The sequence below is a fragment of the Rossellomorea orangium genome, from assembly GCF_019334305.1.
Classification (GTDB): domain Bacteria; phylum Bacillota; class Bacilli; order Bacillales; family Bacillaceae_B; genus Rossellomorea.
In genome coordinates this window covers 13,064-37,765 of sequence record NZ_JAHWGH010000013.1, presented here as the reverse complement: position 1 = coordinate 37,765, position 24,702 = coordinate 13,064, and the positions used below count along the sequence as shown (strand labels likewise).

The window sequence follows — 24,702 nt, the reverse complement described above, 5'->3', positions numbered from 1 at the left end:
CCTCCATACTTTTTCCTTCTTTCATTATAGACAAGCTGTGTGGGGACATACAACTTCTTTATCGGGTGGAAGTGGATTTTTTATAAAGGTTGAGAGGGTAAGTCGAGAATATATGAGAAACTTCTAAACTTTTTCATGGGAGTTGAAATGAGGCTGTTTTCGCAAAGATTGTTGCGATTCGTATCCAAACTAAGATTTTCGATGCTCTGTCATTTAGGTTGTGGTGAAGGAGGGTGAAGGGAACTGCTCCGCTTTCCACGGACGTTTCGTCAGCCGAGGGGGCTCATCGCCAGCCCCGCGGAAAGCGAGCACCTGTAGCGGAAATCAACCGCCACTCGCTACATCCAAAAGCAACAATGTTTACGAAAATAGCCTAAAATAAAAAAGGCACGGCCTCATGAAAGAGCCCGTGCCTTCTTCCAGTCCATCCCTTACAGATGGTCCGTCTTCTTAGAGTATTGATTTTTTCCTGCTTTTCGGTTCACTTCTTTGATTTTATTTTTCTCCTGGCGCAGGGCATTGTTGTCTCTGGCCTTTTTTTCGTTATCAGAAGTATGTGACATGGTGATGCTCCCTTCCATATTGGATCTCCCTTTTAGTATGAGGAGTAGGAGGGGAGTTTATGAGTGTTGATTCAGAAAAAATATGGCTAAGGTTCCTGTCCCTGTATGAGATCCGATGGCACACCCGATAATACTAATATATACGTCTTTCGGTGAGAATTTTTCCTGAATGAGTTGTTTCATCTCAAGAGCGAGTTCTTTGTCATCACCGTGACTGATGGCGATGACCTGGTTGGAAAGGTCTTCACCGCGTTCTTCCATTAAGTCAAGAATGCGTTTAAGAAGCTTCTTTTTTCCACGCATTTTTTCAATCGGTACGAGCTTCCCATCTTCAACATGCAAAAGAGGTTTGATGTTCAACAGCCCACCCAGAAAGGCAGAGGCTTTTGAAACGCGGCCTCCTTTAGCGAGATATTCTAAATCTTCTACGGTAAAAAGATGTTCCATGTGCTCTGAGTTGAAACTTGAGGCTTGTATGATTTCTTCCTTTGTACCTCCATTCTGGAGAAGTTCAGCTGCTTTCATGACGACCAATCCGTAGCCAAGTGAGGCGCATTTTGAATCAATGATGGTCAAGTCGAGATCCGGATAGTCCTCTTTTACCTGGTCGCGGATCATGACAGCTGTTTGATACGTCCCTGAAAGTTGGGAGGAGAAAGCGACGTAAATGCCTGACTGATTTGATTCTGCAAGCTCAGTGAACCTTTTTAAAAAAAGGTCGGGTGATACTTGAGACGTTTTCGGCATATGGCCTTCCCTGATTTTGTTGAATACCGTTTCGGGTTCGATGGTGATCAAGTCCTCGTAATCTTGACCATCTATATGTACTTTAAGGGGCAGAAGCTCTATGTTGTGTTCCTTGAAATAGGCAGCTGGAAGATCGCTTGCACTATCGGCAAATAATTTAACTGTCATTCTCATCATCCTTTGACTGGTCTTATAGTTTCAGTCTAGCTACTTTTGATGAAAATAACAATCGATTAACCATGAATTTATGATAAAAAGATGATTAGCTGGGGGAGTTTAGTTAAGATATAATGTGGAACATAGAAAATAACAACTAGATGCAGGAGGTATGTGTATGTCCAGAGATCATGTTCAACTAGAAGCTAAGAAATTTGTCGTGGTTTTGGTCGGATCCCTGTTAGGGGCCATTGCCATGAATTTCTTTCTTATACCAGCAAACGTATACGCCAGCGGCTTTACGGGACTTGCCCAGTTGCTGTCAAGCGTACTGAAGGAATTTGCACCGTTCAATATTTCAACAGGTATATTATTATTCATCCTTAATATTCCGGTAACCATTCTGGGATGGCTGAAGGTGGGCCGTTCCTTCACTGTTTATAGCTTTATTTCGGTATTTTTGACTTCCTTTTTTCTGGAGGTGATACCGGTCATTAAATTATCACCGGATATCCTTCTTAATGCCGTATTCGGTGGGGTCATTGCTGCGGTTGGTGTCGGGATCACGTTGAAATGGGGGGCTTCAACCGGGGGGATGGACATTATCGCCATGATTCTCTCCAGAATGAAAGATAAGCCCGTGGGGTCTTATTTCTTCTTGATGAATGCTGTTATTATCACGTCTGCAGGCTTCCTTTACGGATGGGAAAAAGCACTATATACATTAGTCACATTGTATGCCTCTACACGGGTAATCGATGCCATTCATACCCGTCATGAGAAGCTGACGGCCATGATCGTCACGAAAAAATCAAATGAATTGAGGGAAGCCATTCATTCCAAACTGGTGAGGGGAATTACCACATTACCCGCCAAAGGGGCTTTTTCTGGTGAAGATAAAGAAATGTTGATCATCGTCATTTCAAGATATGAATTATATGAGCTGGAACATACCATCAAGGACGTAGATCCCAATGCGTTTACGAATATCGTCCAAACAACCGGGATATTTGGGTTCTTTAGAAAAGATTAGATTCTTATAATTAACAAATACTAAAGGTGAACCTAGATAGAAAGGGGCATCACCTTTGAAAACGATACTGTATATACTTTTCAGTTCTATCCTGTTTATGTCTTCATCACTGACCGCTTATGCCGGAAGAGTACCTTTGATTTATTCAGTAGATGCGCTTCCTGGAGAAGAAGGAGTCGAAATCCAACTGCTCCTTTACAACAATAGTGAACGAGACATGAGCATCACATTCCCTACAAGTCAAATGTTTGACTTTACCATCAAAAATGAGAAGGGAAAAGTGGTTTATCGATACAGTGTGGGAAAATCATTTTTACAGGCTTTTCAGACCATCGAATTGAAAAGGGGCGGTACGAAGATCTGGAAAGAACGATGGGATTATGTTCACGGAGGGAAACGCGTGCCGAAGGGTGACTATACAATTGAAGCGGTGCTAATGGGTGAAGACATGAGTGGTTTCAGTCACCCTTTACGCGCAACTGCTGCTTTTCAAATACCTGAAGAAAATCCCTCTTTCAGAAATGTGAAATTTCGAGAAATCAAAGGGGTCTATACAATCAGCGGGCAAGCCCGTGTATCGAATGGAAGTTTCTATTATTCAGTGGAAGATGGGCATAGAGTGCTTATCTCAGAAACATTGCATAAATTGAATAAGGAAGCGCCTAACTGGTCGGAGTTTGCCATCGTTCTTAAAGAAGTGAAAGGGAAAAGCGGTCAATTGATATTGAGTCTGTATGAGCGGGATGATGGGGATGGAAAGATCATTCATCCATATGTGATAACGATGCCATGAATAACAGGGTTGTCCATAGTGGGCAACCCTGTCTTGATGTTCGTTATGATAGGCGGTTTAACTCATCTTGAAGAGCATGAAGCTGCTTTTGTTCTTCAACATTTGAATTCGCATAAGCAGAAGACAAAGCATTCTTTGCTTTATCAATGGACATTTGAGCATTTTGCCCCGAACTGCACGCCTGTTTGGCAGAAGAGACAGCGCTGCGGGCTTGTTGAAATAATGGATTACTCATTACTCAAGGCCCCCTGATTCACTGGAAGCAAGCTTCTTCGCCTCGGCTTCAGCATACGTGAGATGATACGGGATTCGCTCATCATGTTTTGATACAGCAATTTTACCTTGTTGTACAAATCGTTTTGATTTATTTCTACCCATCACTACCACCCCTTTTGCAAGTTGGAACGCAGAGTCGCGTTCTTTACTAGTATGGCTAACAAAGGGGGATCATACAGTAAGAAGATATACCCACCACTGCCAAAAAAGTTAAAGGTCGAAGCGTTTTTGTAAATAGCGGCCGATCCCGTCCTCTTCATTTGAAAGTGTCACTTCATTTGCAATATCCTTCAGTGGATCTATGGCATTTCCCATGGCGACACCAGTCCCGGCGTATTCAAGCATTTCAAGATCATTGTCTTCATCCCCGAATGCGATGATCCTTTCTTTCGGGATGTTTAATGAGGAAGCTACCCGGTCGATACCCACCGCTTTATTCAAGCCGGTCTTAACGATTTCGATAATATGCCAAGGAGCGGCCCACCGGCGATGATCGATTAATTCGGCATGAACGTCATCCAAATGTGCACGAATCTCTGCAACATCTTCTTCCTCGGCATGGATGAGCATGGAGGTGGGATGATCTGACAGTACATTGCGAATGTCACCAGTAGAGATGGCTGGATTCCCCATCATGAAGACATCGATGATCTTCTCATCATGATAATGGAGATAAACATCATCCATCACTTCTGCAACAATGTTGCGAAACTTAAATTCTTCACATGCATCGATGATTTGTTTCGCCACTTTTAAATCCATCGGTTCGTGGTACAGGCCCCAGGATGGATCGGATGGGTGATGTACGAAAGCACCATTGAAGTTAACGATGGGAGTCTCAAGCTGCAATTGTTGATAATATAATTCACTCGCGCGGAAAGGCCTTCCCGTTGCGATCATCACTTCATGCCCTTTGAGGCGTGCTTTTTTCAGTATATCGTGGGTTTTTGGTGAAATTTTCTTCTCATCGGTTAATAATGTTCCGTCAAGATCCAGAACAATCAGGTGTTTTTCTTGTGAGTTCATCAATTCAAATCCCCAATCTTATTGGTTTAAGGCTATTCTAGTGTATCGTGACAACTTGAACGCTGTCCATATCCTGTTTATTGGCTTTAAAGAATGTTTACAAACGCTTACGATTTAAATATTATACATACTACCAAATCTAGGATATCATAGTAAAGTGAAATGCAGTCAGGAGGGGGAGGACAAACATGATTCTAGTCGATAAGTCAATTTTTCAGAAAATCCCATTTCTTCATCTTGTAAAGGAAGAGAACATAGATAAACCGCTGCCCACATGCTTTTTCATTCATGGCTTCACGAGTGCGAAAGAGCATAATCTTCACTACGCCTATCTTCTGGCGGAGAAAGGATTCAGGGTGATCCTTCCCGATTGCTTAGAGCATGGAGAACGTACAACAGGGAAATCCGAATATCAATTAGGAGAAGTCTTTTGGAAGATTGTTTTGAATACAATTCATGAAATATCGATCTTAAAAGGACACTTTGAAGAAAAAGGCCTCATCCTTCCGAATGGAATCGGAGTTGCCGGTACGTCCATGGGAGGGATCGTGACATTAGGTGCCCTGACACAATATCAGTGGATATCCTCTGCCGTTTCGTTGATGGGTAATCCTACATATGTAAAGTTTGCAGAGGCACAGCTGTCACAAGTAGCATCTTTAGGATATGAAATACCTTTCAGCGAAGAGGAAATCGATCAGATGATGAAAGAACTTGCACGCTACGATTTAAGCCTTCAACCTGAAAAGCTTGAGGGAAGGCCACTCATGTTCTGGCATGGGAAACGGGACAAAGTTGTACCGTTCAATCTGACCCGGGAATTCTATGAAAGCATTTTACCTTATTATGAAAGTAATGAAGATCATTTGCTCTTTATTGAAGATGATAAAGCCGATCATAAGGTGTCGCGGGAAGGCGTATTACAACTCGTCGAGTGGTTTAGTAAGCATCTATCAGCTTAACCTTTTGTTTTATACCTGGTTATTTGTTAAGATGAGTAGTGAAAATGGATAAAAGACAAGCATAAAGGAGTGATTAGCATGGACCAAGACCTTAAAGATAACATGATGGGTGCATTGGAACAGGTTGTCGACCCTGAATTAGGAATAGACATTGTTAATTTAGGTTTAGTATATGATGTTGATCTGGATGAAGAAGGGAAGGCGACGGTCACCATGACATTGACGTCAATGGGATGCCCACTCGCCGGAACCATCGTAGATCAAGTGAAAACGGCACTCAGGGATATTCCTGAAGTTAAAGAAACTGAAGTAGACATCGTCTGGAATCCACCATGGAGCAAAGACAATATGTCCCGATATGCGAAGATTGCATTAGGCATACGTTAATAACTGAAATACATGAAAATCCCCATGGGGCAACTGTTGCCCCATGGGGATTTTCATGATTAATTGATTCGGCAAATCGAAACCGGACAATGTTCACAGTCGATTTCATCCTTCAGATAATCAAGGTCCAGGATGGTGATATATCCTCTTTCTGTAACAAGCACATTCTCTTTCTTTAAGTCACTCAACATCCTGTTCACAACTTCCCTGGATGATCCGCAGAAGTTCGCCAATTCCTGATTGGTTAATGGGAAATCAATCAGAATGCCCTTTTCAACGTCTTTACCATAACTATTGGTCATTCGGATCAGGGTAGAATACAGGGCACCTTTTTTTCCATGTAGGATGAGGTCGCGGAATTTTGTCTGATTTTGATGATTTTGATGCTGGATCCATTTCAGCCATGCAATCGTCAAATCACCGTTCTGGGAAAGCTTCTCTTCAAAGACTTCCTTCCCTAATACAAAAATGTCAGAATCCTCAAGTACCTTGGCACTGAGCATATAGGTAGCATCTTTGCAAAACAACGTTAACTCGCCGATGACATCATCGCTTGAACAGATGCGGAGGGATAATTCGCGTCCATCAGGAATGACTTTACTGATTTGAACGCGACCTCTCTGGATTAAATATAGCTCGTGGGCCGATTTCCCTTCCTGAAACAAAAATCGTCCTTTTTTAACCTTTCTAATGTTGTTTTTCTCAATAAATAATTGCTTTATCCCAATTGGAAGTTCAAGATTTTCACTCATGAGATCACATCATTTCCATCATAATGTCTTATTATAATATCTTAACAAAGGCACCGGACGGATAGAAGAGGACTAAGCGAAAATAAGAACAGCCGCACCGACGACAGCACAGTAAATGGCAAAATATTTCAAGTTCCCTTTAGCCATGATATTCATGAACCATTTCAAGGAGAAGTAAGAAGCAATCAGAGAAGCTACGAATGCTACTAAGTAAGGAATCGCCATGGTTGCTAAATTTTCATCATTCATCAGATCACTGATTCCGAATACCATGACTCCTACACTCACGGGAATATAAAGCAGGAATGAGAAGCGCAAAGCTGTTTCTGCTTTCATTCCACTAGCCATGGCAGCTACGATGGTTGCGCCTGATCGACTGATACCAGGAATGAGGGCTACCGCCTGTGCAAGTCCGATGACGATGGCATCTTTCACATTCAAGTCTCCATCATTCTTTCTTCCTCTAAGGTTACGGATTAACCAAAGTGCGATACCTGTGATAATTAGAGTAATTCCTACAGTATAAATACCTGTTAAATGCTTCTCGATCACATCACCGAATAATACACCAATTACCCCTGCAGGGATTGTCCCGATCAGTAAGTAGACAATGAAATGGAAGTCACGCTTCGTTTCAGGTGTTTTATGTTTGAAATAGCCCAATCCATTTACGATCAGACGGAATATATCTTCACGGTAAATAATGAGTACAGCAAGCAATGAAGCGGTATTGACGAGCATTTCGAACGTCAGGGTAGCGTCTTTGATGCCAAGAAAATGTTGAGCGAGCAGCAGATGTCCACTCGATGAAATCGGGATAGGTTCTGTAAACCCTTGAAAAATCCCTAAAAATAAGTATTTCATGATCAGAAAAAAATCCATTGTATATCCTCCAAGCTTTTATTCTCCACATTTTTTAATTTAACACCATAAAGGGAAAGACTGTAAAGCCTTTTTCCCAATGTTAACCGAACCGTAACGTGTTTATCATATTTATCCTTCATCTGGCATGCATGAAAGAACCGGCTTGTAGAAAAATAGGAAGGAAGCATCGCTTCGAAAAAGGAGGGGTAATATGGGACAGTCACGACAATTCAGGGCCGGGGAAAAAGCGCCTAATAATGGTGAGTATATAGAAATCGGTGAAACCGGAAGCATGGTGAAAAATCCGCAAAAACTGCGCTTGAAAGCAGGGGACAGGTTTCCTGAGAACTCCAATCATAATCGTCTTTGGTCGTATATGAGAAAGCCATAAACAAGAGGAACAAGGGTGCTTCGTAATCAAGAGGTTTCCTTGTTCCTTTTTCTTTCCTTTTTTTCGTATAAACCGATATAATGTCATTAAGGTCAATAAAGGTCAAATGCGAGGTGGAATATGATGGATTTTGATAATATGACTCACAGCATTCAAGAAGGATTGGTGTCTGCGGGGCAATCGGCCAAAGAAAAGCTACATACAGATGTAGGCACCCTTCATTTATGGAAGTCCCTGTTAATGTCAGAAGACAGCTTCCTCGGTACCATATATGATCGGGCTGGGCTAAACGTTCACGGCATGGTGGAATGGATTCATGAGAAGTTGAACGATATTCCTTCTGTAGAAGGGGAAGGGGTCCAATATGGGCAGTTTTTTTCCAGGGATATTCATCAACTTTTGCAGGACAGTGAGAATCTGAAGAACAAGTGGGGAGATGACTATATATCAATTGAACATCTTGCCCTGTCCATTTGGAAACAGAAGAAACATCCCATTACAACCTACTTAATGAACCATGGAATACTCGAAAAAGAATTAATCGAAATCATTGAAGAAATTAGAGGAGGGAGCAGGGTGACGACACAAAATCCCGAAGTGAAGTACGAAGCGTTAAAAAAATACGGAAGAGATCTTGTGGCAGACGTGCGTTCAGGAAGGATCGATCCGGTGATCGGAAGGGATAGTGAAATTCGTCATGTCATACGTATCCTTTCACGGAAAACAAAAAATAATCCGGTCCTGATCGGTGAGCCTGGTGTAGGAAAGACGGCCATCGTTGAAGGTCTTGCACAAAGAATTGTCAGAAAGGACGTTCCGGAAGGTTTGAAAGATAAGACCATTTTTGAATTGGATATGAGCTCATTAGTGGCGGGAGCCAAGTTCAGGGGGGAATTCGAAGAGCGTCTGAAGGCCGTATTGCAAGAGGTAAAAAAGAGTGAAGGACGCATTCTTCTGTTTATTGATGAGCTTCATACCATTGTTGGAGCAGGGAAAACCGAAGGAGCCATGGATGCAGGGAACATCCTGAAACCGATGCTTGCAAGGGGAGAACTACATTGTATCGGGGCAACCACCCTCAATGAATACAGAAAGTATATCGAAAAGGATCCCGCCTTGGAGAGGCGCTTTCAGCAGGTTCTTGTTCAGGAGCCGGACGTAGAAGATACGATTTCCATCTTGAGGGGCTTAAAGGAACGGTTTGAAATCCATCATGGTGTCAATATTCATGATCGTGCCATCGTGGCTGCATCCAGACTGTCCGACCGCTATATATCTGACCGGTTTCTGCCTGATAAAGCGATCGACTTGATCGACGAGGCATGCGCGATGATCCGAACCGAAATCGACTCGATGCCTTCAGAGCTAGATGAAGTGACCCGTAGAGTGATGCAGCTTGAAATTGAGGAAGCTGCATTGAATAAAGAGAAGGACTCAGGAAGTCTTGAACGTCTTGACCGTATTCGTGAAGATTTAAGCAATCTCAAGGAAAAAGCGAATAGCATGAAATTAAAATGGCAACAGGAAAAAGAAAGTATCGCAGTCGTTCAGGAGAAACGGGAAGAACTTGAAAAACTTCGTCGCCTGTTAGAAGAAGCCGAAAGTGATTATGACTTGAATAAAGCCGCCGAGCTAAGGCACGGGCGGATTCCGGCAATGGAAAAAGAGCTCCAAAGAGTAGAACAGGAAATGATGAAAGAACAGGAAGGACGTCTCTTGCGGGAAGAAGTGACAGAAGAGGAAGTGGCCAACATTGTGGCGAGATGGACCGGTATCCCTGTGACCAAGCTTGTAGAAGGTGAAAGGGAAAAGTTGTTGAAGCTTGATAGCATTCTCCATGAGCGGGTGATCGGACAGGATGAGGCTGTCCAACTGGTCAGTGACGCGGTCATCCGGGCAAGGGCAGGGATCAAGGATCCGAACAGACCAATCGGTTCATTTATTTTCTTAGGTCCAACAGGGGTTGGAAAGACCGAGCTTGCTAAGACCCTTGCTCAAACGCTGTTTGATAGTGAGGAGCAGATGATCCGAATCGATATGTCTGAATACATGGAGAAACATGCGGTTTCCCGGTTGATCGGTGCACCTCCGGGTTATGTTGGCTATGAAGAAGGCGGTCAGCTGACAGAAGCAATCAGGCGTAAGCCTTATTCCGTCATTTTGCTGGATGAAATCGAAAAAGCACATCCGGAAGTGTTCAATATTCTTCTGCAGATGCTCGATGACGGTCGCATCACCGATTCACAAGGCAGGACGATTGACTGTAAAAATACAGTGATCATTATGACTTCCAATATAGGTTCTGCTCATCTCTTGGAACGTAACAAAGGAGAAGAAGAGATTGATTCAGAAACGAAGGACCTGGTGATGGGACAGCTGCGCACTTCATTCCGACCTGAATTTCTTAACCGGGTGGATGACATCATCCTGTTCAAACCACTGAGTATCGAAAATATAAAAGGGATCATCGATAAGCTTATAGAAAATCTTCAACACCGGGTGCAGGATCAGCATATCACGCTTTCTCTCACAGAAGGAGCGAAAAACTTTATCGCTCAATCCGCATATGATCCGGTTTATGGTGCGCGTCCTTTAAAAAGATACCTCCAAAGGGAAATCGAGACGAAACTCGCCAGGGAGCTGATTGCCGGGAACATACGAACCGGCCAGATCATCACCATCGATGCAGTGAAAGATGGATTAATAATTCAATAAAAAAAGCAGCCGAATATGGCTGCTTTTTTTAATGGTTTTCAACAGGCTCGTTTGGAATAACAAGCGTGATAAGGAATACCAATACCGCGAAACAAACGGTAAGGATCAATCCTGTTTGAAAATGGAATTCGATTCCATTCATAGAGCTCACAACGTAAGTCAACATTTCAGACAATGCAAAAGCCCAGAAGAACATCCAAAAAAATCTCACGCCAAGTCACCTCATTCCTATGTAATCAACTAAAGTCTTTGTATGTTGTAACCCATTTCAATCTTTTATATTCTATCACAGCTGAATCAATTAATAAATGGCGAATCTGTGAAATGTAACCCCTGTCATCATGAGGGAGTTTGTAAATAATAGGGTACCAATGGGCTATCTCCCTTACCTTTACGGATTCCTAACATAAACTATAGAGACCTACTATGTAAAAGGAGAAATTTGAATGTATCAGCGATTGTTTCAATTAGAGCAAGAGTGGTGCATGATTCATTATCCTGAACGCCCGAACGGATTCGCTGTAATGATCATTGGGGATTCCCATCACTACGTAGACGGGAAAAGCAGCTTTTGGGTTCAGCATGAAGCGCGGTATAAGTGGATTCAAGATCTGACTTCCAAAGGGTATATTGTGTATTATAGTAATCTTTATGGAGCGAACTGGGGTAGCGATCAAGCCGTTCAACTTGCCAGGCGACTTTATCAACACGTGAAGCGAAATGAAATCATCAACGGAAAGATCCACATTTTGGCTGAAGGTATGGGAGCGTTAGTATTAAAGAAACTGTATCCGAAATTGGAGAACGATATTCGCAGTGCTGTCATGCTCTCACCCTGTGTGTCATTATACGATCATCTGGAACAAGAGAAAGAACAGAAATTCTTTTATAAGAAAGTGATTAAAGAGCTATCACAGGTTTTGAAGGTAAAGGAGGAAGAGTGTGAAGCCTTCATCTTACAACGATCCCGGGACTACGAAATATTCAAGGCAATGTCCATCCCACTTTATATCGTTCAGTCAATGACTCTAAATCGTTATAAAAACCAATTCACTCTCATAAAAGATATATATACGGAGCGTTTACAAAAAGGAACCCATACAGACCTTTTCATTGTACTTCCTGAGAAACGTGGTTCCCTTGGAAGAAAGTTTTCCTCTTATTTCTCCTTACATGAGAAAGAGTTATAACAAATATATTGGAGTGATTGACTTGGATCATGCATTCGTATTTGCTGCTCAACAATTCCTGGGATTTGAACTCTGTAATGCTCTGCTGGAAAAAGGATGGACTGTGACCGCTATCGATGAGAAGAAAGAGTTAGCGGATAAATGGATGGAAATTGGAAGGAACGCAAACGTTGAGTACGTACCTTATAGTGATTGGGATAAGAACGTCCGATCAGGGTGCAATGTTTTCCTTCCTTATTATGATGGTGTTAAGGGACGAGAGCTAGAGTACCTGACGGAAGTGGATCTCTTGCTTACAAAAATGGACCAACCCCCCCATATGATTCGAATATATTCGAATGAGTTTGAGGAACGGGGCGTCGGGTCAGATGGAGCCGCCTTTCACCTTCCAACTTTATATGGGATTCATCAGCCCCGGCAATTTTTGTTTGCACAGTTGTTAATGGGGAAGAAAGAAATCTTGGATTATGCGGATGATCCTTCCGGTGCAATATTTGTGAAAGACGCAGCCAGAATGATAGTAAAGCTATCAAACAAGAAAGAAAGATTCACATTAAAATCTTTATCAGAACAAAGTTGGTCTGAAGCTCTATCGTACGTAACCGAGGAAAATTTCTCACCCGAACTCCGTCAAGACGGATCAGGGAGAAATGAGATCATTGTAAGGCCATCCAAGTCCCATAAGAGCATCATTGACCAGCAGCTAAAGGGAATACAAATGGATGAAATTCAGTAGTGAGAAAAAATTTTTCTTTTCATGAGGATGAGAGTGAGGGTAAAATAGGGATGATGTAATAATTTTCTATTGTACTTTTTATAGATGCTGCACGGGCTTTAAAGGAGTTGCTGCATATGAGGAAGATAATCTTCGCGTTTTTCTTAGTCGTTCTGATTGGACTGAGTGGTTGTTCAGGAGGAAATAACGTAGAAATAGAAAAGGTCGGTTTACTGGTTCCTGAGGCAGTGAACGATGGAGTATGGGGAACAAAAGGATACAAAGGTTTATTAAAAATACAATCCGATTATAATGCAGATGTCTTCTATAAAGAGGGAATGAAGAATGATACATCAATCCAGCAAGCAGTAGAGGAATATGATGAAAAAGGGGTTACTTTAGTGTTTGGTCACGGAAGTGAGTATGCTGAAGTATTCAACAACATGTCCGGGGAACATCCCGATATTCATTTTGTCAGCTTTAACGGGAATGCGACTGAAAAAAACACGACAAGCCTCCAATTCAAGGGGTATGCGATGGGCTTCTTTGGAGGCATGACAGCAGCCTTTCACTCTAAGACGAATAAGGTCGGTGTGATTGCCGCCTTTGATTGGCAGCCAGAGGTTCAGGGCTTTATAGATGGAGCGAACTACCAAAATAGTGATACAGAGCTAGAAGTAAAGTACATTAATCACTGGGATGATGAAGCTGCGGCTCTCCAGGAGTTGGACCGTATGATAAAAGAGGATATCGATGTTGTGTATCCTGCCGGTGACGGATATAATGTAGCTGTAATCGAAAAGCTGAAGGAAAAGGGGCTTTTTGCCATCGGGTATGTATCCGATCAATCGGATCTCGGGGAATCAACTGTCTTGACAAGCACGGTTCAGCATGCTGATAAGCTTTATGAAATCGTCGCCGAAAGGTATGCCGGGGACAAGCTTAAATCAGGTAACCTGGAATTTGATTTCGAAGACGGTGTCATCTCCATGGGGAAATTCAGTCCCGTCATTCCTGAAGATTTTCAAGCTGAAATGAAGCAGCACATAAAGAACTATATCGAGACAGGCAAATTGCCGAATGGAAAGGAATCGAAGCAATGAATCAAGATAAGACAATGGAATTTATGCAGATTGCCATGAAATACTTCCCGGAAGCAAAGGAACAGTTGGATCAAGCGGGCGTTGAGTTCTCACCTGAAATGTTACAGCCTTTTATGACGCTATTCACTAAAGTCATGAGCGAAGCCTATGAATTAGGAAAACAGGACGCCTTACATAAAGAGTAAGTTTACAAAGACGGATCACCGAACTATTCGGTGATCCGTCATTTTTGTGTTTTAACCACATTATTTACTATTCCATTGTTTTAGGAATGGACTGATTTTCTTATAGAGCGGCATTAATTCATCGATGGAATTCATAATGGAATGCACCCAGTCAAGTATGGATTCACCGTCAGCCGCAGTATTTTGTTCTTCCCGAGTAGGAGAATCTTCTATCTTTTTTTCTCTTCCACCATACATCATCCGGTTAAATGGGTGTTGCTTTCGTTCTTCAGACACATTCTCACCCCCTCAGCCTATCCTATGTCAGGGAAGGTTGTACGAGTATGGTCAAACGTGTAGAAAAGGGGAATAAGTAAAAAATAATTGCAGAATGAAGAAATTTTCGATAAAATTAGTACCAAGTCATAATAATTGATAATAAACGTAAAGTATATGAAAAAAATAAACGAAAGTAGGGAACGCCAGTATGAATACAGGTATTATTGGAATTGGACGTTATCTTCCTGAAAAAATCTTGACAAACGCCGACCTTGAGAAAATGGTGGATACTTCTGATGAATGGATCCGTACCAGAACAGGCATTGAAGAGAGAAGAATAGCAAATAATGAAACAAATACCTCTGATATGGCTTTCGAAGCTGCTAAGAAGGCAATCGCAGATGCAGAGATTACTCCTGAAGAGATTGATATGATCCTGGTTGCAACGGTCACCCCTGATTATCCATTCCCTTCAGTTGCCTGTCTTCTACAAGAGCGATTGGGAGCTAAAAAGGCTGCAGCCATGGACATCAGCGCCGCTTGTGCCGGCTTTATGTATGGTATGATCACGGCAAAGCAGTTTATTGATAATGGAGCGTATAAACATGTCCTCGTCGTCGGGGTGGAGAAATTATCCAAGATCACGGATTGGGAAGACCGCAATACGGCCGTATTATTCGGTGACGCTGCAGGTGCCGCGATTCTTGGACCGGTTCCGGACGGAAAGGGCATCCTTGCTTTTGAATTAGGTTCTGATGGTTCAGGGGCGAAGCACTTATATCAAGATGAGAAATTAATCATGAATGGCCGGGAAGTGTTTAAGTTTGCTGTTCGCCAGATGGGAGAATCAAGCATCAATGTCATTGAAAAAGCAGGATTGAAGAAAGAAGACGTTGATTTCCTGATTCCTCATCAGGCAAATATCCGGATCATGGAAGCGGCAAGGCAACGGTTGGAACTACCGGTAGAAAAGATGTCCAAGACCGTCAATAAATATGGAAATACATCAGCCGCCTCCATTCCAGTATCATTAATCGAAGATCTGGAAGAGGGAAGAGTGAAAGACAACGATGTCGTCGTCATGGTAGGATTCGGTGGCGGATTAACATGGGGCGCAATCATCATGCGCTGGGGTAAATAATACAAGATAATGACAACTTCAACTTCAGATAAAGGAGATGTTCTTTCAATGAATAAGAAACGTGTAGTCGTGACAGGCTTGGGAAGCGTCACGCCGTTAGGTAATGATGTTGAATCAACGTGGTCGAATATAGTAGCCGGAAAAACGGGTGTCGGACCTTTAACGCGCTTAAATGCCGATGAGTATCCTGCGAAAGTGGCAGCAGAATTAAAGGACTTCAACATAGAAGATTTCGGGGTGGAAAGAAAAGAAGCAAGAAAGATGGACCGCTTCACTCACTATGCAATTGCGGCCTCATTAATGGCGGTAAAAGATTCAAAGCTCTCCATTACAGATGAAAATGCTCATCGGGTAGGGGTGTGGATCGGATCAGGCATCGGGGGAATGGAAACATTCGAACAGCAGTACGAAACATTCCAGAAGCGCGGTTATCGCCGTGTCAGTCCGTTCTTCGTACCGATGATCATCCCTGATATGGCTGCCGGACAAGTGTCCATCATGCTAGGGGCAAAAGGGTTCAACTCATGTACCGTAACCGCTTGTGCAACAGGTACGAATTCGATCGGAGATGCCTTTAAGGTCATTCAGCGTGGAGACGCTGACGTGATGGTTTCTGGTGGAGCGGAAGCACCGATCACGAAAATGTCTGTTGCTGGATTCTGTGCAAACACAGCTCTTTCCACAAACGAAGACCCAGAAAAAGCTTCAAGACCATTTGACGCAAACCGTGATGGTTTTGTAATGGGAGAAGGAGCGGGGATCGTGGTTCTTGAAGAACTCGAGCATGCCATAAAACGCGGTGCGCCTATCTACGCTGAAATCGTCGGGTACGGATGTACCGGAGATGCCTATCACATCACTGCACCGGCACCAGCTGGAGAAGGCGGAGCCAGAGCAATGAAAATGGCACTTGAAGATGGTGGCATCCTTCCGGAACAGATGGATTACATCAATGCTCACGGAACAAGTACTCCTTATAATGACAAATATGAAACGATGGCAGTGAAAGAAGTATTCGGTGAGCATGCGTATAAACTTGCCATGAGCTCGACGAAATCCATGACCGGTCACCTTCTCGGCGCTGCAGGAGGGGTGGAAGCGATTTTCACTGTCCTTGCAATGAAAGACAGTATCCTGCCTCCGACAATCAATATTGAAACACCTGACCCGGATTGTGACCTTGACTATGTTGCAAACGAAGCAAGAAAACAAGAAGTCAACGTAGCCATGAGTAACTCACTCGGCTTCGGTGGTCACAATGCGACCATCGTATTCAAGAAATATCAAAGTTAATAATGAAAGAGTCTGTTACGTGTAACAGGCTCTTTTTGTTGTGAATCCTTCTTCTCATACATATACATGTTAAAAAGCATGGAAAGAGGGATGAAGGTGGCCGTTGTTCCTACAGATGATTGGTTGGCTGAATGGATCGATAACCCTTTGGATCTTCTAAAGAAAACGAAAAATGGCAAGGACGATCAACAATCGTTCTATCAGTACCTTATGAAGCACGGTATGTATCGCTCTTCTCGTCTCGCATCAGATACTTACGAAAAAATGAAAGAAAAGAAGCTATGGGACCGATTTGCTCTCTTTGAACAAAAATATAAGCGGAAATGGAATGGGCCGAGTGTGCCTATTTATCTATTCCCCGTGCAGGAAAAGAGAGGGATGTTCCAATCATCCATGAAAAAATCCGGGGTGTGTTTTAAAGATGAAATATTCTTTTTTGTTACAGACCAGGAGGATCCGAAAGAATACGAAGCCTTGTTCGTACATGAGTACCATCACTGTGTAAGGATGAAACGATTAAATAAAAAAGATGCAGAATACACACTTCTTGACTCCATTATCTTTGAAGGGCTGGCTGAAAATGCAGTTAAAGAATTCTGTGGAGAGAAGTATGTAGCACCTTGGACAAAAGAATATGAAGAAAAAGAACTTGCCAAATACTATGAAAAATGGATTCAGCCGAATCTGGATATTAAACGAAGCAGTCCACTTCATGATCAACTGCTTCTTGGGCAGAAAGCCTATCCTAAAATGCTCGGTTATGCCTCAGGATATAGATTGGTTAATCAATATGGGATGAAACGGGATTCATCTACCAACACCCTTATGGGGGTACCATCCTCAACATTTGTACCTTAAAATCTGCTCAGCAGCAGATAAGGACTGTGCAGAAAAAACGGCTCCTTCATTTCGTCATATCTTTTCTTCCTGTTCATAAACTATAGTAAGCATGGACGAGCTCCATTATCTAATTGCAAGGGATAGAGGCGGAAAGTATGGTGGTACAATTGTTCGGACTCTTTATAGGATTTGGACTGGCCGTTTCAGGAGGGGTAAGCCTGATTATGTATTTAAATCTGCTAACGACTGGAATGACGTTTATTGACTATATATTCTTCGTGTCCACCCGGTTCGAATGTTATTTTTTTCTATTAGGAATCCTCATCATCACGCTCTCGATTTATATACCCCGAAGAAAAAATAACGACTATCTATAAAACCCCTGTTTAATAGGAATAAATTTACACGGAATAGCCTATACTGATTGACAAATAAGATTGAAGCAAAGCGAGGGGTCAATCATGTTATATCTTCATGATGTATGGGTAAATTGGTTCGAAGGCGAAGAAAATGGCTATAATGTCTGTCATTTTCATGAGTGGAGAAAAGAGGACGTAATCGAATTACTGGATCAGGTTCCTCTGATTAAAGTGGACAAGGCACTGTTTCATTACATCGAGAATGATTTATCAGAGTTACCTCAACAACTGCTTAACAATGTCTATCAGAAAGCATACCTGCGAAAAAACCATGAACGGATACAATTGGATTATTGCTTCATCGTCACAGATGGTACGGGAATACTAGCCGTGGACACAATCGGGTATACTGTGCCAATCAGAAAGAGCAGGCTGATACCGAGACAGGAACAACTGGTATACGAAATGGTGGAAAGTCATGAAACGGTGCAGTACTCGATTCAGGAGGATCCTAAGAGAGAGGATGCCTATCACATCCTTTCACCGAATCCATTTATGATGAGTGGACTGACCAGAAAAGAAAGACAATTGAAGCAGTTGTTATTCATGGCACTCGACCAACTTCACAGCTCAAACAATACAGCAGAAATCCGCTATTGGTATACTGAATGGGCACCACAGCGTTACCGCACCATCCAGGAGTTGGACTTTGAAGAAATTTGGCAAATGCTCTATGAAGAAACCCAATATGGCTGGTCGGACAAGCATCTTACCCTTTGTGAGAATTTGATAAAGGGACAGCCATTCTTTGAGAAACTTTGGGAAGTGGAGAATCGTCCAAAGGTAAATTGAATTTAGTAAACATGAGTCCTTAACAGGCTTGCAGGTATTTCTAGTAAAGAATGAAAAAAAGACCAGTGACCGCCATTGCAGTCACTGGTCTTATTATTATTTTCTTTTTCTTTCTTTGCGTCCCAATCCCATTGCCTTTTCCATTTTCTTCAGCATTTTGTTTGCAGCGAAGTTTGCCTTTTCAGCACCACGGTCCAGAATATCATCCAATTCCTCGGAATCGATCAATTCATAGTAACGGTCCTGTACAGGTTTAATGGCATTGACAACCACTTGTGCCAAGTCGCCTTTGAAGTCACCGTATCCTTTACCTTCATATTTTTGTTCAAGTTCTTCTATAGAACTGCCTTCAAGAATCGAATAGATGGAAAGTAGGTTTGAGACTCCAGGTTTGTTTTCTTTATCGTATTTCACGATGCCATCAGAATCAGTCACGGCACTTTTGATTTTCTTCTCGATCTGCTTAGGATCATCGAGAAGAGTAATGAATGCCTTTTGATTCGAATCGGATTTACTCATCTTTTTTAACGGGTCCTGAAGGGACATGACTCGCGCACCGACTTTAGGGATGCGGACCTCAGGCACCGTAAAGATATCGTTATACTTTTTGTTAAAACGCTCTGCGAGGTTTCTTGCCAATTCAAGATGCTGTTTCTGATCCTCACCGACTGGAACGAGATCCGTTCCGTATAAGAGGATATCGGCCGCCATCAAAGGTGGATACGTCAATAAACCTGCAGAAACGGCTTCTTTACCGTGGGACTTATCCTTAAATTGGGTCATTCTTTCAAGCTCACCTATATATGTTACACATTGTAAGATCCAGCCAGCCTGCGCATGTGCAGGTACTTCCGATTGAATGAATAAAGTTGATTTCTCCGGATCTATCCCACAGGCAATATAAAGGGCAGCAAGACTGCGAATATTTTTCCGCAGCTCCATTTTGTCCTGTGCAACCGTGATGGCATGTTGGTCCACAACACAAAAATAACAATTATATTCTTCCTGAAGCTCGGTAAACTGTTTCATTGCTCCGATATAATTGCCGAGAGTAATTGTTCCACTCGGCTGAATGCCACTAAAAATCGTTTTCATCTTTCTTCCTCCTATATTTACACAAAATAAAAACCCACCCGTTCCTATAAAGATAGGGACGAATGGGAACATTTCCGCGGTGCCACCCTAAGTTGCTCGAATGAGCCGGCTTAGTCCATGATGTTCATGGGACCTCTTTAACGTGAGGTTAGTTCGTTATTAGCTACTCTTAGTTCACAAATAAAGCTCCGAAGTCCATTCCTCTTCACATGATTACTTGTTTTCACCAGACACAAGCTCTCTATAAATCATTTAGAAAAGTACTACTCTTCATCTATGCTTCTTACTCAATTCACCTATAAATATTATATGAAAATGAGCAGGATAATTCAAGTATACAGAAGATAGCTCAATATAACGGAGAGGACGAGGGTGAAGGCACCTAGCGTCAATAAAGACTTAGTAATGGAATAGGAGCGTTTGACAGTGAATTCTTCATGTGCTTCTTTCGTGTCATCCAGCTCATCAAATTGTGAAATATACATGCCCTGTTTCGTACTGTTCCGGAACCGTTTGAATGCATAGACAATTCCATTGAAGAAGCCCTTTTCGAAAATATAAAGGAGGGCACCCAGGCTGACATATACAATCCCGATAACAAACAAGCTATCTATTATAGAAAGAAGCAGGTTCTTTTCCTGAAGAGACGCCAATACAACTGCGCTGATAAAAAAAATTAATGTAAGTATAGAAAATAGATTGATTCGTTTCATAATACTCCTTTAAATGTTTTTAACAAAAGTATACATGAAGGGTAATAAAGAATTCAATCCTCACTCATATATATTCAACCCTTCTCAAAGTGTATAAGTAGAGCTGACATTCCTCCATTCCGGACATACACTTTGATTAAAGCTGAATATTACTGAAAATGAAAACTGAAATAAGTATGAATTCTATTATTTATATTTAGTCTGTCATTTTAATATTTATAATAGATGAATATTCTAAAGAGGGGAAATTTCATACAGAATGTAAATCGGATTTAACCCTTTTGAATTTACAATTGTAACAATTGTAATAGGACAAACTCTCTAAAATGTTTAGAAAAAACGTTGGTATTACAGTGTTTTAATAACAATATACCTACTAATCTGATAATTTAGCAAAAAAACTGTTAAATTCATATTGCAATAATTTCTCTATCATGTATAATAAGTAACAAATCTTCTGAAAATTAGAAGATAAATAAATATGAGATTTACGAGGAGGTCAATTTCAAGATGAAGAAAAAGTTTTCATTCTTGCTGGTTCTTCTTCTGGCTCTCAGTACTTTCTTAGCGGCTTGTGGCGGCGACAAGAAAACTGACAGCAATGAAGAGGGATCAGGTGCAGGCGGTTCTGACGAAAAGAAAGAACAAGTACTTAACTTACTTGAGGGTTCTGAGATCCCATCAATGGACTCTACTCTAGCAACTGACTCTGTTTCATTCAAAATCATGAACAACGTTTATGAAGGTCTTTACCGTTTAGGTGAAGATGACAAGGCTGTACTTGGTATGGCTGCTGAAGAACCACAGATCAGTGAAGATGGTAAAACATACACGTTCAAGATCCGTGATGCAAAATGGTCTAACGGAGATCCCGTTACAGCTAACGACTTCGTTTACGCTTGGCAAAAAGCTTTAAACCCTGACACTGGTGCAGAGTATGCGTACATCATGTACGATATCAAAAACGCTGCTAAAGTAAATGCTGGTGAAGTACCAGTTGAAGAATTAGGTGTTAAAGCTACAGATGACAAAACTTTAGAAGTTCAGCTTGAAACAGCTGTACCATACTTCAAAGCTTTACTTTCTTTCGCAACATTCTATCCACAAAACCAAAAATTCGTTGAGTCTCAAGGCGACAAGTTCGGTCTTGAAGCTGACACTGCTCTATACAATGGTCCATTCACACTTTCAGAGTGGAAGCATGAACAAAGCTACAAATTATCTAAAAATGACAACTACTGGGAAGCAGATGCTGTTAAATTAGATGAAGTAAACTTTAACGTAGTTAAAGATACTGCTACAGGTGTTAACTTATACGAAACAAACAAAGTGGATGTTGCCGGTCTTTCAGCTGAATTTGTAGACAAATACAAATCAGATGAAAACTTCAAGACACTTGCTGAAACATCTGTATTCTTCCTTCGTTTAAACCAAAAGAACGAAGTAATGAAAAACGTAAATGCACGTAAAGCAATCGATGCTGCTTATGACAAGCAAGGTATGGTTGACGTACTACTTAACAACGGATCACTTCCTGCTTACTACTTAGTACCAAAAGATTTCGTAACTGGTCCTGATGGAACTGAATACCGTGAAGCGGTAGGCGATTTCGGTGGATTTGACGCTAAAAAAGCGGCAGATTACTGGGCTAAAGCGAAAGAAGAGTTAGGTAAAGATTCTATTGAATTGGAACTACTTAACTACGATTCTGACAGCTCTAAGAAAATCGGTGAATTCTTAAAAGAACAACTTGAGCAAAACCTAGAAGGTTTAACTGTGAAAATCAAAGCTCAACCATTCAAGCAAAAACTTGAATTAGAATCTAAAGGTCAATATGACTTCTCATTCGCTGGTTGGGGACCTGACTATCCAGATCCGATGACATTTGTTGACATGTTCGTCACTGACGGTGCTCACAATCAAATGGGTTACTCAAATCCTGAATATGACAAGTTAATCGAACAAGCTAAAGGTGAACTTCTTGATGATCCTGAAGCTCGCTGGCAAGCAATGGTTGACGCTGAAAAGATCCTTTTTGAAGATCAAGCGATCAGCCCAATGTATCAACGTGGATCTGCTTACTTAGAGCGTCCATATGTTAAAGGTCTGTTACGTCACTCATTTGGTGCAGATGCATCATACAAATGGGCTTACATTGAGTAGTATTTAACTCATTCGACAAACCTTAAAAGGGAGAGCGTATGCATAGGCATATGCTCTCCTTTTCCAGTGAATGTCGATAATTATCAAAAAAGTAAAAATACATTGAAAATTTGTCGAATATCGCTATAATTAGAAATGTAGAAAAAATAAGATAAAAAAAGGGGGGCTAAAGAATGGTCAAATATACAATTCAACGTATCGTTTATATGATCATCACTTTGCTTATCATTGCAACCGCCACTTTCTTTCTGATGAAGCTCCTACCTGGATCTCCACTTCAAAACACAGAAAGGCTGACTCCGGAGCAACAACAAATCATCCTTGATAAATACGGTCTTAATGACCCGCTGCCAGAACAATATATCAACTATATGGTTGGCTTAGCGAAAGGTGACTTGGGGTTATCCTTCCAATACGATAATCGAAAAGTTACGCAGATCATCGGAGATCGTATTGGTCCTTCCGCACTTCTTGGTTTCCAAGCTATGGTATTAGGTACTTTCCTAGGTTTACTGATTGGTATTATTGCAGCCATCAAGCATAACACCTGGCTGGATTACGGTTCGACTTTCTTAGCGGTTATCGGGATTTCAATACCGTCGTTCGTATTTGCAGGATTGCTCCAATATTATGTTGGGGTGAAACTGGAATGGCTACCTGTTGCACTATGGGGTGAGTTTAAACATACTATTTTACCTACTCTTTCCCTTACAGTGTTCGTGGTAGCAACGATTGCCCGATTTATGAGGACTGAAATGCTGGAAATATTAAACTCTGATTATATATTACTAGCAACTGCAAAAGGTATTTCTAAGACAGGAACGATTTTAAAGCATGCTGTGCGAAATGCTATGATCCCTATTGTGACTATTATAGGTCCTATGACTGTCGGTATAATGACTGGAACTCTTGTCATTGAACGCATCTTTGCTGTACCAGGACTAGGAGAGCAATTTGTATTAGCCATTAATACGAATGATTACACTGTAATTATGGGAATTACCCTTTTCTTCAGTGCTTTATTTATTGCTGTAATCTTTTTGGTAGATATTCTTTATGGAATCATTGATCCACGTATTCGCATAGCTGGAGGGAAGAAATAATGGGAGATAACAATAAGAATTTAGAACAGCTTAGTCCAGACCTCTTCCAACCTCAACAGGCTAGGGGAGACGAAGCTGAAAAAATATCACGTCCAAGCTTGAGTTTTTGGCAAGATTCTTGGATCCGTTTACGTAAAAATAAGGGTGCCGTTGTTGGGATTATCATCACAGCGATTATTGTGTTCTTTGCCATCTTTGGTCCAATGATGAATAAGTATAGTTTCAGTGATCAAAACATCCGTCATGCAAAGCTTCCTCCAAAAATTGAAGCGCTTTCAGGAATTGGGTGGCTGCCATTTGACGGGAAGGATGCGGATGGCTTCGATGTGTATGAGGCAAGAGATATTAAAGAAAACTACTGGTTCGGTACAGATGACTTGGGTCGTGACCTATGGACTCGTACATGGAACGGTACCCGGATTTCACTATATATCGGTTTGCTAGCTGCTGTCATCGACTTTATAATTGGGATCTCATACGGTGGTATTTCAGCTTATTATGGTGGAAGAGTAGATAACGTCATGCAACGTATTATTGAAATCCTTGTCGGTATCCCAAACTTAATTGTCGTCATCCTCTTTATCCTGGTATTCGAACCGGGTATATTCTCAATCACAATGGCGATGGTTATTACCGGATGGACAGGTATGGCAAGGATAGTCCGTGGGCAAGTGCTTCAATTAAAGAACCAGGAATTTGTTTTAGCTTCTAGAACACTAGGTGCCACAAGCAACCGTTTAATCTTTAAGCATTTGCTTCCTAACGTTATGGGGCCTGTTATCATTACAACGATGTTTACAGTACCTTCAGCAATTTATACAGAAGCATTCTTAAGCTTTATCGGACTGGGGATTGCACCACCGAGAGCGTCTCTTGGATCACTAGTCAATGAAGGATACAGATCTATTCAGTCTTTTCCTCACATGATGTTAGTGCCTTCAGCAGTCATTTCATTGGTCATTCTAAGCTTCAACCTAATGGCAGATGGATTGCGTGATGCACTTGATCCGAAAATGCGTAAGTAGTA

Annotated in this window: 29 protein-coding genes and 1 other annotated feature; of the genes, 18 read left to right on the top strand and 11 right to left on the bottom strand. The window is 41.7% G+C overall.

Features of this window, described 5'->3' with window-relative positions; genetic code table 11:
* Positions 1 to 431: 431 nt before the first annotated feature.
* Together KYJ26_RS09120 and KYJ26_RS09115 are read right to left on the bottom strand one after the other, a co-directional pair.
* Positions 432 to 563: a DUF3941 domain-containing protein gene (locus KYJ26_RS09120; RefSeq protein ID WP_206853045.1), complete on the bottom strand. Its 132-nt coding sequence runs from the start codon at positions 561 to 563 to the stop codon at positions 432 to 434.
* A 57-nt stretch (positions 564 to 620) separates the two neighbouring features.
* Complete coding sequence (locus tag KYJ26_RS09115; protein ID WP_219166962.1) at positions 621 to 1,478, bottom strand: DegV family protein; 858 nt, start codon at positions 1,476 to 1,478, stop codon at positions 621 to 623.
* 166 nt (positions 1,479 to 1,644) lie between these two features.
* On the opposite strand from KYJ26_RS09115, the gene KYJ26_RS09110 reads away from it, so the two are divergent.
* A complete protein-coding gene (locus KYJ26_RS09110; protein WP_219166961.1) occupies positions 1,645 to 2,499 on the top strand; it encodes a YitT family protein in 855 nt (284 codons plus the stop codon).
* Positions 2,500 to 2,554: 55 nt separating this feature from the next.
* Positions 2,555 to 3,292: a BsuPI-related putative proteinase inhibitor gene (locus KYJ26_RS09105; RefSeq protein WP_219166960.1), complete on the top strand. Its 738-nt coding sequence runs from the start codon at positions 2,555 to 2,557 to the stop codon at positions 3,290 to 3,292.
* 43 nt (positions 3,293 to 3,335) lie between these two features.
* Here the strand turns inward: KYJ26_RS09105 and KYJ26_RS09100 are convergent, their stop codons facing one another.
* The 3 genes from KYJ26_RS09100 to KYJ26_RS09090 form a co-directional block, all read right to left on the bottom strand.
* The gene (locus KYJ26_RS09100) at positions 3,336 to 3,527 is read right to left on the bottom strand and encodes a DUF3813 domain-containing protein (RefSeq protein ID WP_219166959.1); all 192 of its coding nucleotides are present in this window, start codon (positions 3,525 to 3,527) and stop codon (positions 3,336 to 3,338) included.
* Positions 3,527 to 3,670 carry a hypothetical protein gene (locus tag KYJ26_RS09095; protein ID WP_219166958.1) on the bottom strand — a complete coding sequence of 48 codons (144 nt, stop codon included), beginning with the start codon at positions 3,668 to 3,670 and terminating at the stop codon, positions 3,527 to 3,529. Before KYJ26_RS09095 ends, KYJ26_RS09100 begins: the two co-directional genes overlap by 1 nt.
* 108 nt (positions 3,671 to 3,778) lie before the next feature.
* On the bottom strand, positions 3,779 to 4,594 hold the full coding sequence (locus KYJ26_RS09090; RefSeq protein WP_219166957.1) for a Cof-type HAD-IIB family hydrolase: 816 nt from the start codon (positions 4,592 to 4,594) through the stop codon (positions 3,779 to 3,781).
* Positions 4,595 to 4,782: 188 nt separating this feature from the next.
* Here KYJ26_RS09090 and KYJ26_RS09085 point away from each other — a divergent pair, with 188 nt between their 5' ends.
* Positions 4,783 to 5,556: a prolyl oligopeptidase family serine peptidase gene (locus KYJ26_RS09085; RefSeq protein WP_219166956.1), complete on the top strand. Its 774-nt coding sequence runs from the start codon at positions 4,783 to 4,785 to the stop codon at positions 5,554 to 5,556.
* 78 nt (positions 5,557 to 5,634) lie between these two features.
* Positions 5,635 to 5,943: a metal-sulfur cluster assembly factor gene (locus KYJ26_RS09080; RefSeq protein WP_060670294.1), complete on the top strand. Its 309-nt coding sequence runs from the start codon at positions 5,635 to 5,637 to the stop codon at positions 5,941 to 5,943.
* Between the two features lie 59 nt (positions 5,944 to 6,002).
* On the opposite strand, the gene KYJ26_RS09075 is transcribed toward KYJ26_RS09080, so the two are convergent.
* On the bottom strand, positions 6,003 to 6,695 hold the full coding sequence (locus KYJ26_RS09075) for a Crp/Fnr family transcriptional regulator (RefSeq protein WP_219166955.1): 693 nt from the start codon (positions 6,693 to 6,695) through the stop codon (positions 6,003 to 6,005).
* A 72-nt stretch (positions 6,696 to 6,767) separates the two neighbouring features.
* Positions 6,768 to 7,577, bottom strand: coding sequence for an undecaprenyl-diphosphate phosphatase (locus tag KYJ26_RS09070; protein ID WP_219166954.1), 810 nt, complete (start codon positions 7,575 to 7,577; stop codon positions 6,768 to 6,770).
* A 193-nt stretch (positions 7,578 to 7,770) separates the two neighbouring features.
* Between KYJ26_RS09070 and KYJ26_RS09065 the strand changes: the two genes are divergently transcribed.
* On the top strand, positions 7,771 to 7,950 hold the full coding sequence (locus tag KYJ26_RS09065; RefSeq protein WP_034763424.1) for a YjzC family protein: 180 nt from the start codon (positions 7,771 to 7,773) through the stop codon (positions 7,948 to 7,950).
* A gap of 123 nt (positions 7,951 to 8,073) precedes the next feature.
* A complete protein-coding gene (gene clpB, locus KYJ26_RS09060) occupies positions 8,074 to 10,665 on the top strand; it encodes an ATP-dependent chaperone ClpB (protein ID WP_219166953.1) in 2,592 nt (863 codons plus the stop codon).
* Between the two features lie 28 nt (positions 10,666 to 10,693).
* Here the strand turns inward: clpB and KYJ26_RS09055 are convergent, their stop codons facing one another.
* Positions 10,694 to 10,876: a DUF2929 family protein gene (locus tag KYJ26_RS09055; protein WP_219166952.1), complete on the bottom strand. Its 183-nt coding sequence runs from the start codon at positions 10,874 to 10,876 to the stop codon at positions 10,694 to 10,696.
* A gap of 235 nt (positions 10,877 to 11,111) precedes the next feature.
* On the opposite strand from KYJ26_RS09055, the gene KYJ26_RS09050 reads away from it, so the two are divergent.
* From KYJ26_RS09050 to KYJ26_RS09035, 4 genes are all read left to right on the top strand, one after another.
* On the top strand, positions 11,112 to 11,855 hold the full coding sequence (locus tag KYJ26_RS09050) for a hydrolase (RefSeq protein WP_219166951.1): 744 nt from the start codon (positions 11,112 to 11,114) through the stop codon (positions 11,853 to 11,855).
* 22 nt (positions 11,856 to 11,877) lie between these two features.
* Positions 11,878 to 12,591 (top strand): Rossmann-fold NAD(P)-binding domain-containing protein, encoded by a 714-nt coding sequence (locus KYJ26_RS09045; RefSeq protein ID WP_219166950.1) that lies wholly within the window; start codon positions 11,878 to 11,880, stop codon positions 12,589 to 12,591.
* Positions 12,592 to 12,707: 116 nt separating this feature from the next.
* Positions 12,708 to 13,673, top strand: coding sequence for a BMP family ABC transporter substrate-binding protein (locus tag KYJ26_RS09040; protein ID WP_219166949.1), 966 nt, complete (start codon positions 12,708 to 12,710; stop codon positions 13,671 to 13,673).
* Positions 13,670 to 13,858 carry a ComZ family protein gene (locus KYJ26_RS09035; protein WP_219166948.1) on the top strand — a complete coding sequence of 63 codons (189 nt, stop codon included), beginning with the start codon at positions 13,670 to 13,672 and terminating at the stop codon, positions 13,856 to 13,858. The genes KYJ26_RS09040 and KYJ26_RS09035 overlap by 4 nt, the downstream gene beginning before the upstream one ends.
* Before the next feature lie 60 nt (positions 13,859 to 13,918).
* On the opposite strand, the gene KYJ26_RS09030 is transcribed toward KYJ26_RS09035, so the two are convergent.
* Positions 13,919 to 14,134 carry a hypothetical protein gene (locus tag KYJ26_RS09030; RefSeq protein WP_219166947.1) on the bottom strand — a complete coding sequence of 72 codons (216 nt, stop codon included), beginning with the start codon at positions 14,132 to 14,134 and terminating at the stop codon, positions 13,919 to 13,921.
* Positions 14,135 to 14,324: 190 nt separating this feature from the next.
* On the opposite strand from KYJ26_RS09030, the gene KYJ26_RS09025 reads away from it, so the two are divergent.
* From KYJ26_RS09025 to KYJ26_RS09005, 5 genes are all read left to right on the top strand, one after another.
* On the top strand, positions 14,325 to 15,257 hold the full coding sequence (locus tag KYJ26_RS09025; protein ID WP_219166946.1) for a beta-ketoacyl-ACP synthase III: 933 nt from the start codon (positions 14,325 to 14,327) through the stop codon (positions 15,255 to 15,257).
* A 48-nt stretch (positions 15,258 to 15,305) separates the two neighbouring features.
* The gene (gene fabF / locus KYJ26_RS09020; protein WP_219166945.1) at positions 15,306 to 16,550 is read left to right on the top strand and encodes a beta-ketoacyl-ACP synthase II; all 1,245 of its coding nucleotides are present in this window, start codon (positions 15,306 to 15,308) and stop codon (positions 16,548 to 16,550) included.
* A 96-nt stretch (positions 16,551 to 16,646) separates the two neighbouring features.
* Positions 16,647 to 17,408 (top strand): DUF2268 domain-containing putative Zn-dependent protease, encoded by a 762-nt coding sequence (locus tag KYJ26_RS09015; RefSeq protein ID WP_219166944.1) that lies wholly within the window; start codon positions 16,647 to 16,649, stop codon positions 17,406 to 17,408.
* A gap of 137 nt (positions 17,409 to 17,545) precedes the next feature.
* Entirely contained in the window at positions 17,546 to 17,767 is a 222-nt protein-coding gene (locus KYJ26_RS09010) for a YuzI family membrane protein (RefSeq protein WP_219166943.1), read from the top strand.
* A gap of 84 nt (positions 17,768 to 17,851) precedes the next feature.
* Positions 17,852 to 18,601, top strand: a complete 750-nt coding sequence (locus KYJ26_RS09005) for a YjbA family protein (protein ID WP_219166942.1) — start codon at positions 17,852 to 17,854, stop codon at positions 18,599 to 18,601.
* 96 nt (positions 18,602 to 18,697) lie between these two features.
* Here the strand turns inward: KYJ26_RS09005 and trpS are convergent, their stop codons facing one another.
* Together trpS and KYJ26_RS08995 are read right to left on the bottom strand one after the other, a co-directional pair.
* A complete protein-coding gene (gene trpS / locus KYJ26_RS09000; protein WP_219166941.1) occupies positions 18,698 to 19,696 on the bottom strand; it encodes a tryptophan--tRNA ligase in 999 nt (332 codons plus the stop codon).
* Positions 19,697 to 19,747: 51 nt separating this feature from the next.
* Positions 19,748 to 19,982: a binding site (T-box leader), on the bottom strand.
* A gap of 43 nt (positions 19,983 to 20,025) precedes the next feature.
* A complete protein-coding gene (locus KYJ26_RS08995) occupies positions 20,026 to 20,409 on the bottom strand; it encodes a DUF3899 domain-containing protein (RefSeq protein WP_219166940.1) in 384 nt (127 codons plus the stop codon).
* A 510-nt stretch (positions 20,410 to 20,919) separates the two neighbouring features.
* Between KYJ26_RS08995 and KYJ26_RS08990 the strand changes: the two genes are divergently transcribed.
* The 3 genes from KYJ26_RS08990 to opp3C all read left to right on the top strand — a co-directional run bounded on the left by KYJ26_RS08990 (position 20,920) and on the right by opp3C (position 24,700).
* A complete protein-coding gene (locus tag KYJ26_RS08990; protein ID WP_219166939.1) occupies positions 20,920 to 22,572 on the top strand; it encodes a peptide ABC transporter substrate-binding protein in 1,653 nt (550 codons plus the stop codon).
* A 173-nt stretch (positions 22,573 to 22,745) separates the two neighbouring features.
* Positions 22,746 to 23,675, top strand: a complete 930-nt coding sequence (gene opp3b / locus KYJ26_RS08985; RefSeq protein WP_219166938.1) for an oligopeptide ABC transporter permease — start codon at positions 22,746 to 22,748, stop codon at positions 23,673 to 23,675.
* Positions 23,675 to 24,700 (top strand): oligopeptide ABC transporter permease, encoded by a 1,026-nt coding sequence (gene opp3C, locus KYJ26_RS08980; protein WP_219166937.1) that lies wholly within the window; start codon positions 23,675 to 23,677, stop codon positions 24,698 to 24,700. Before opp3b ends, opp3C begins: the two co-directional genes overlap by 1 nt.
* The last annotated feature ends 2 nt before the right edge of the window (positions 24,701 to 24,702 follow it).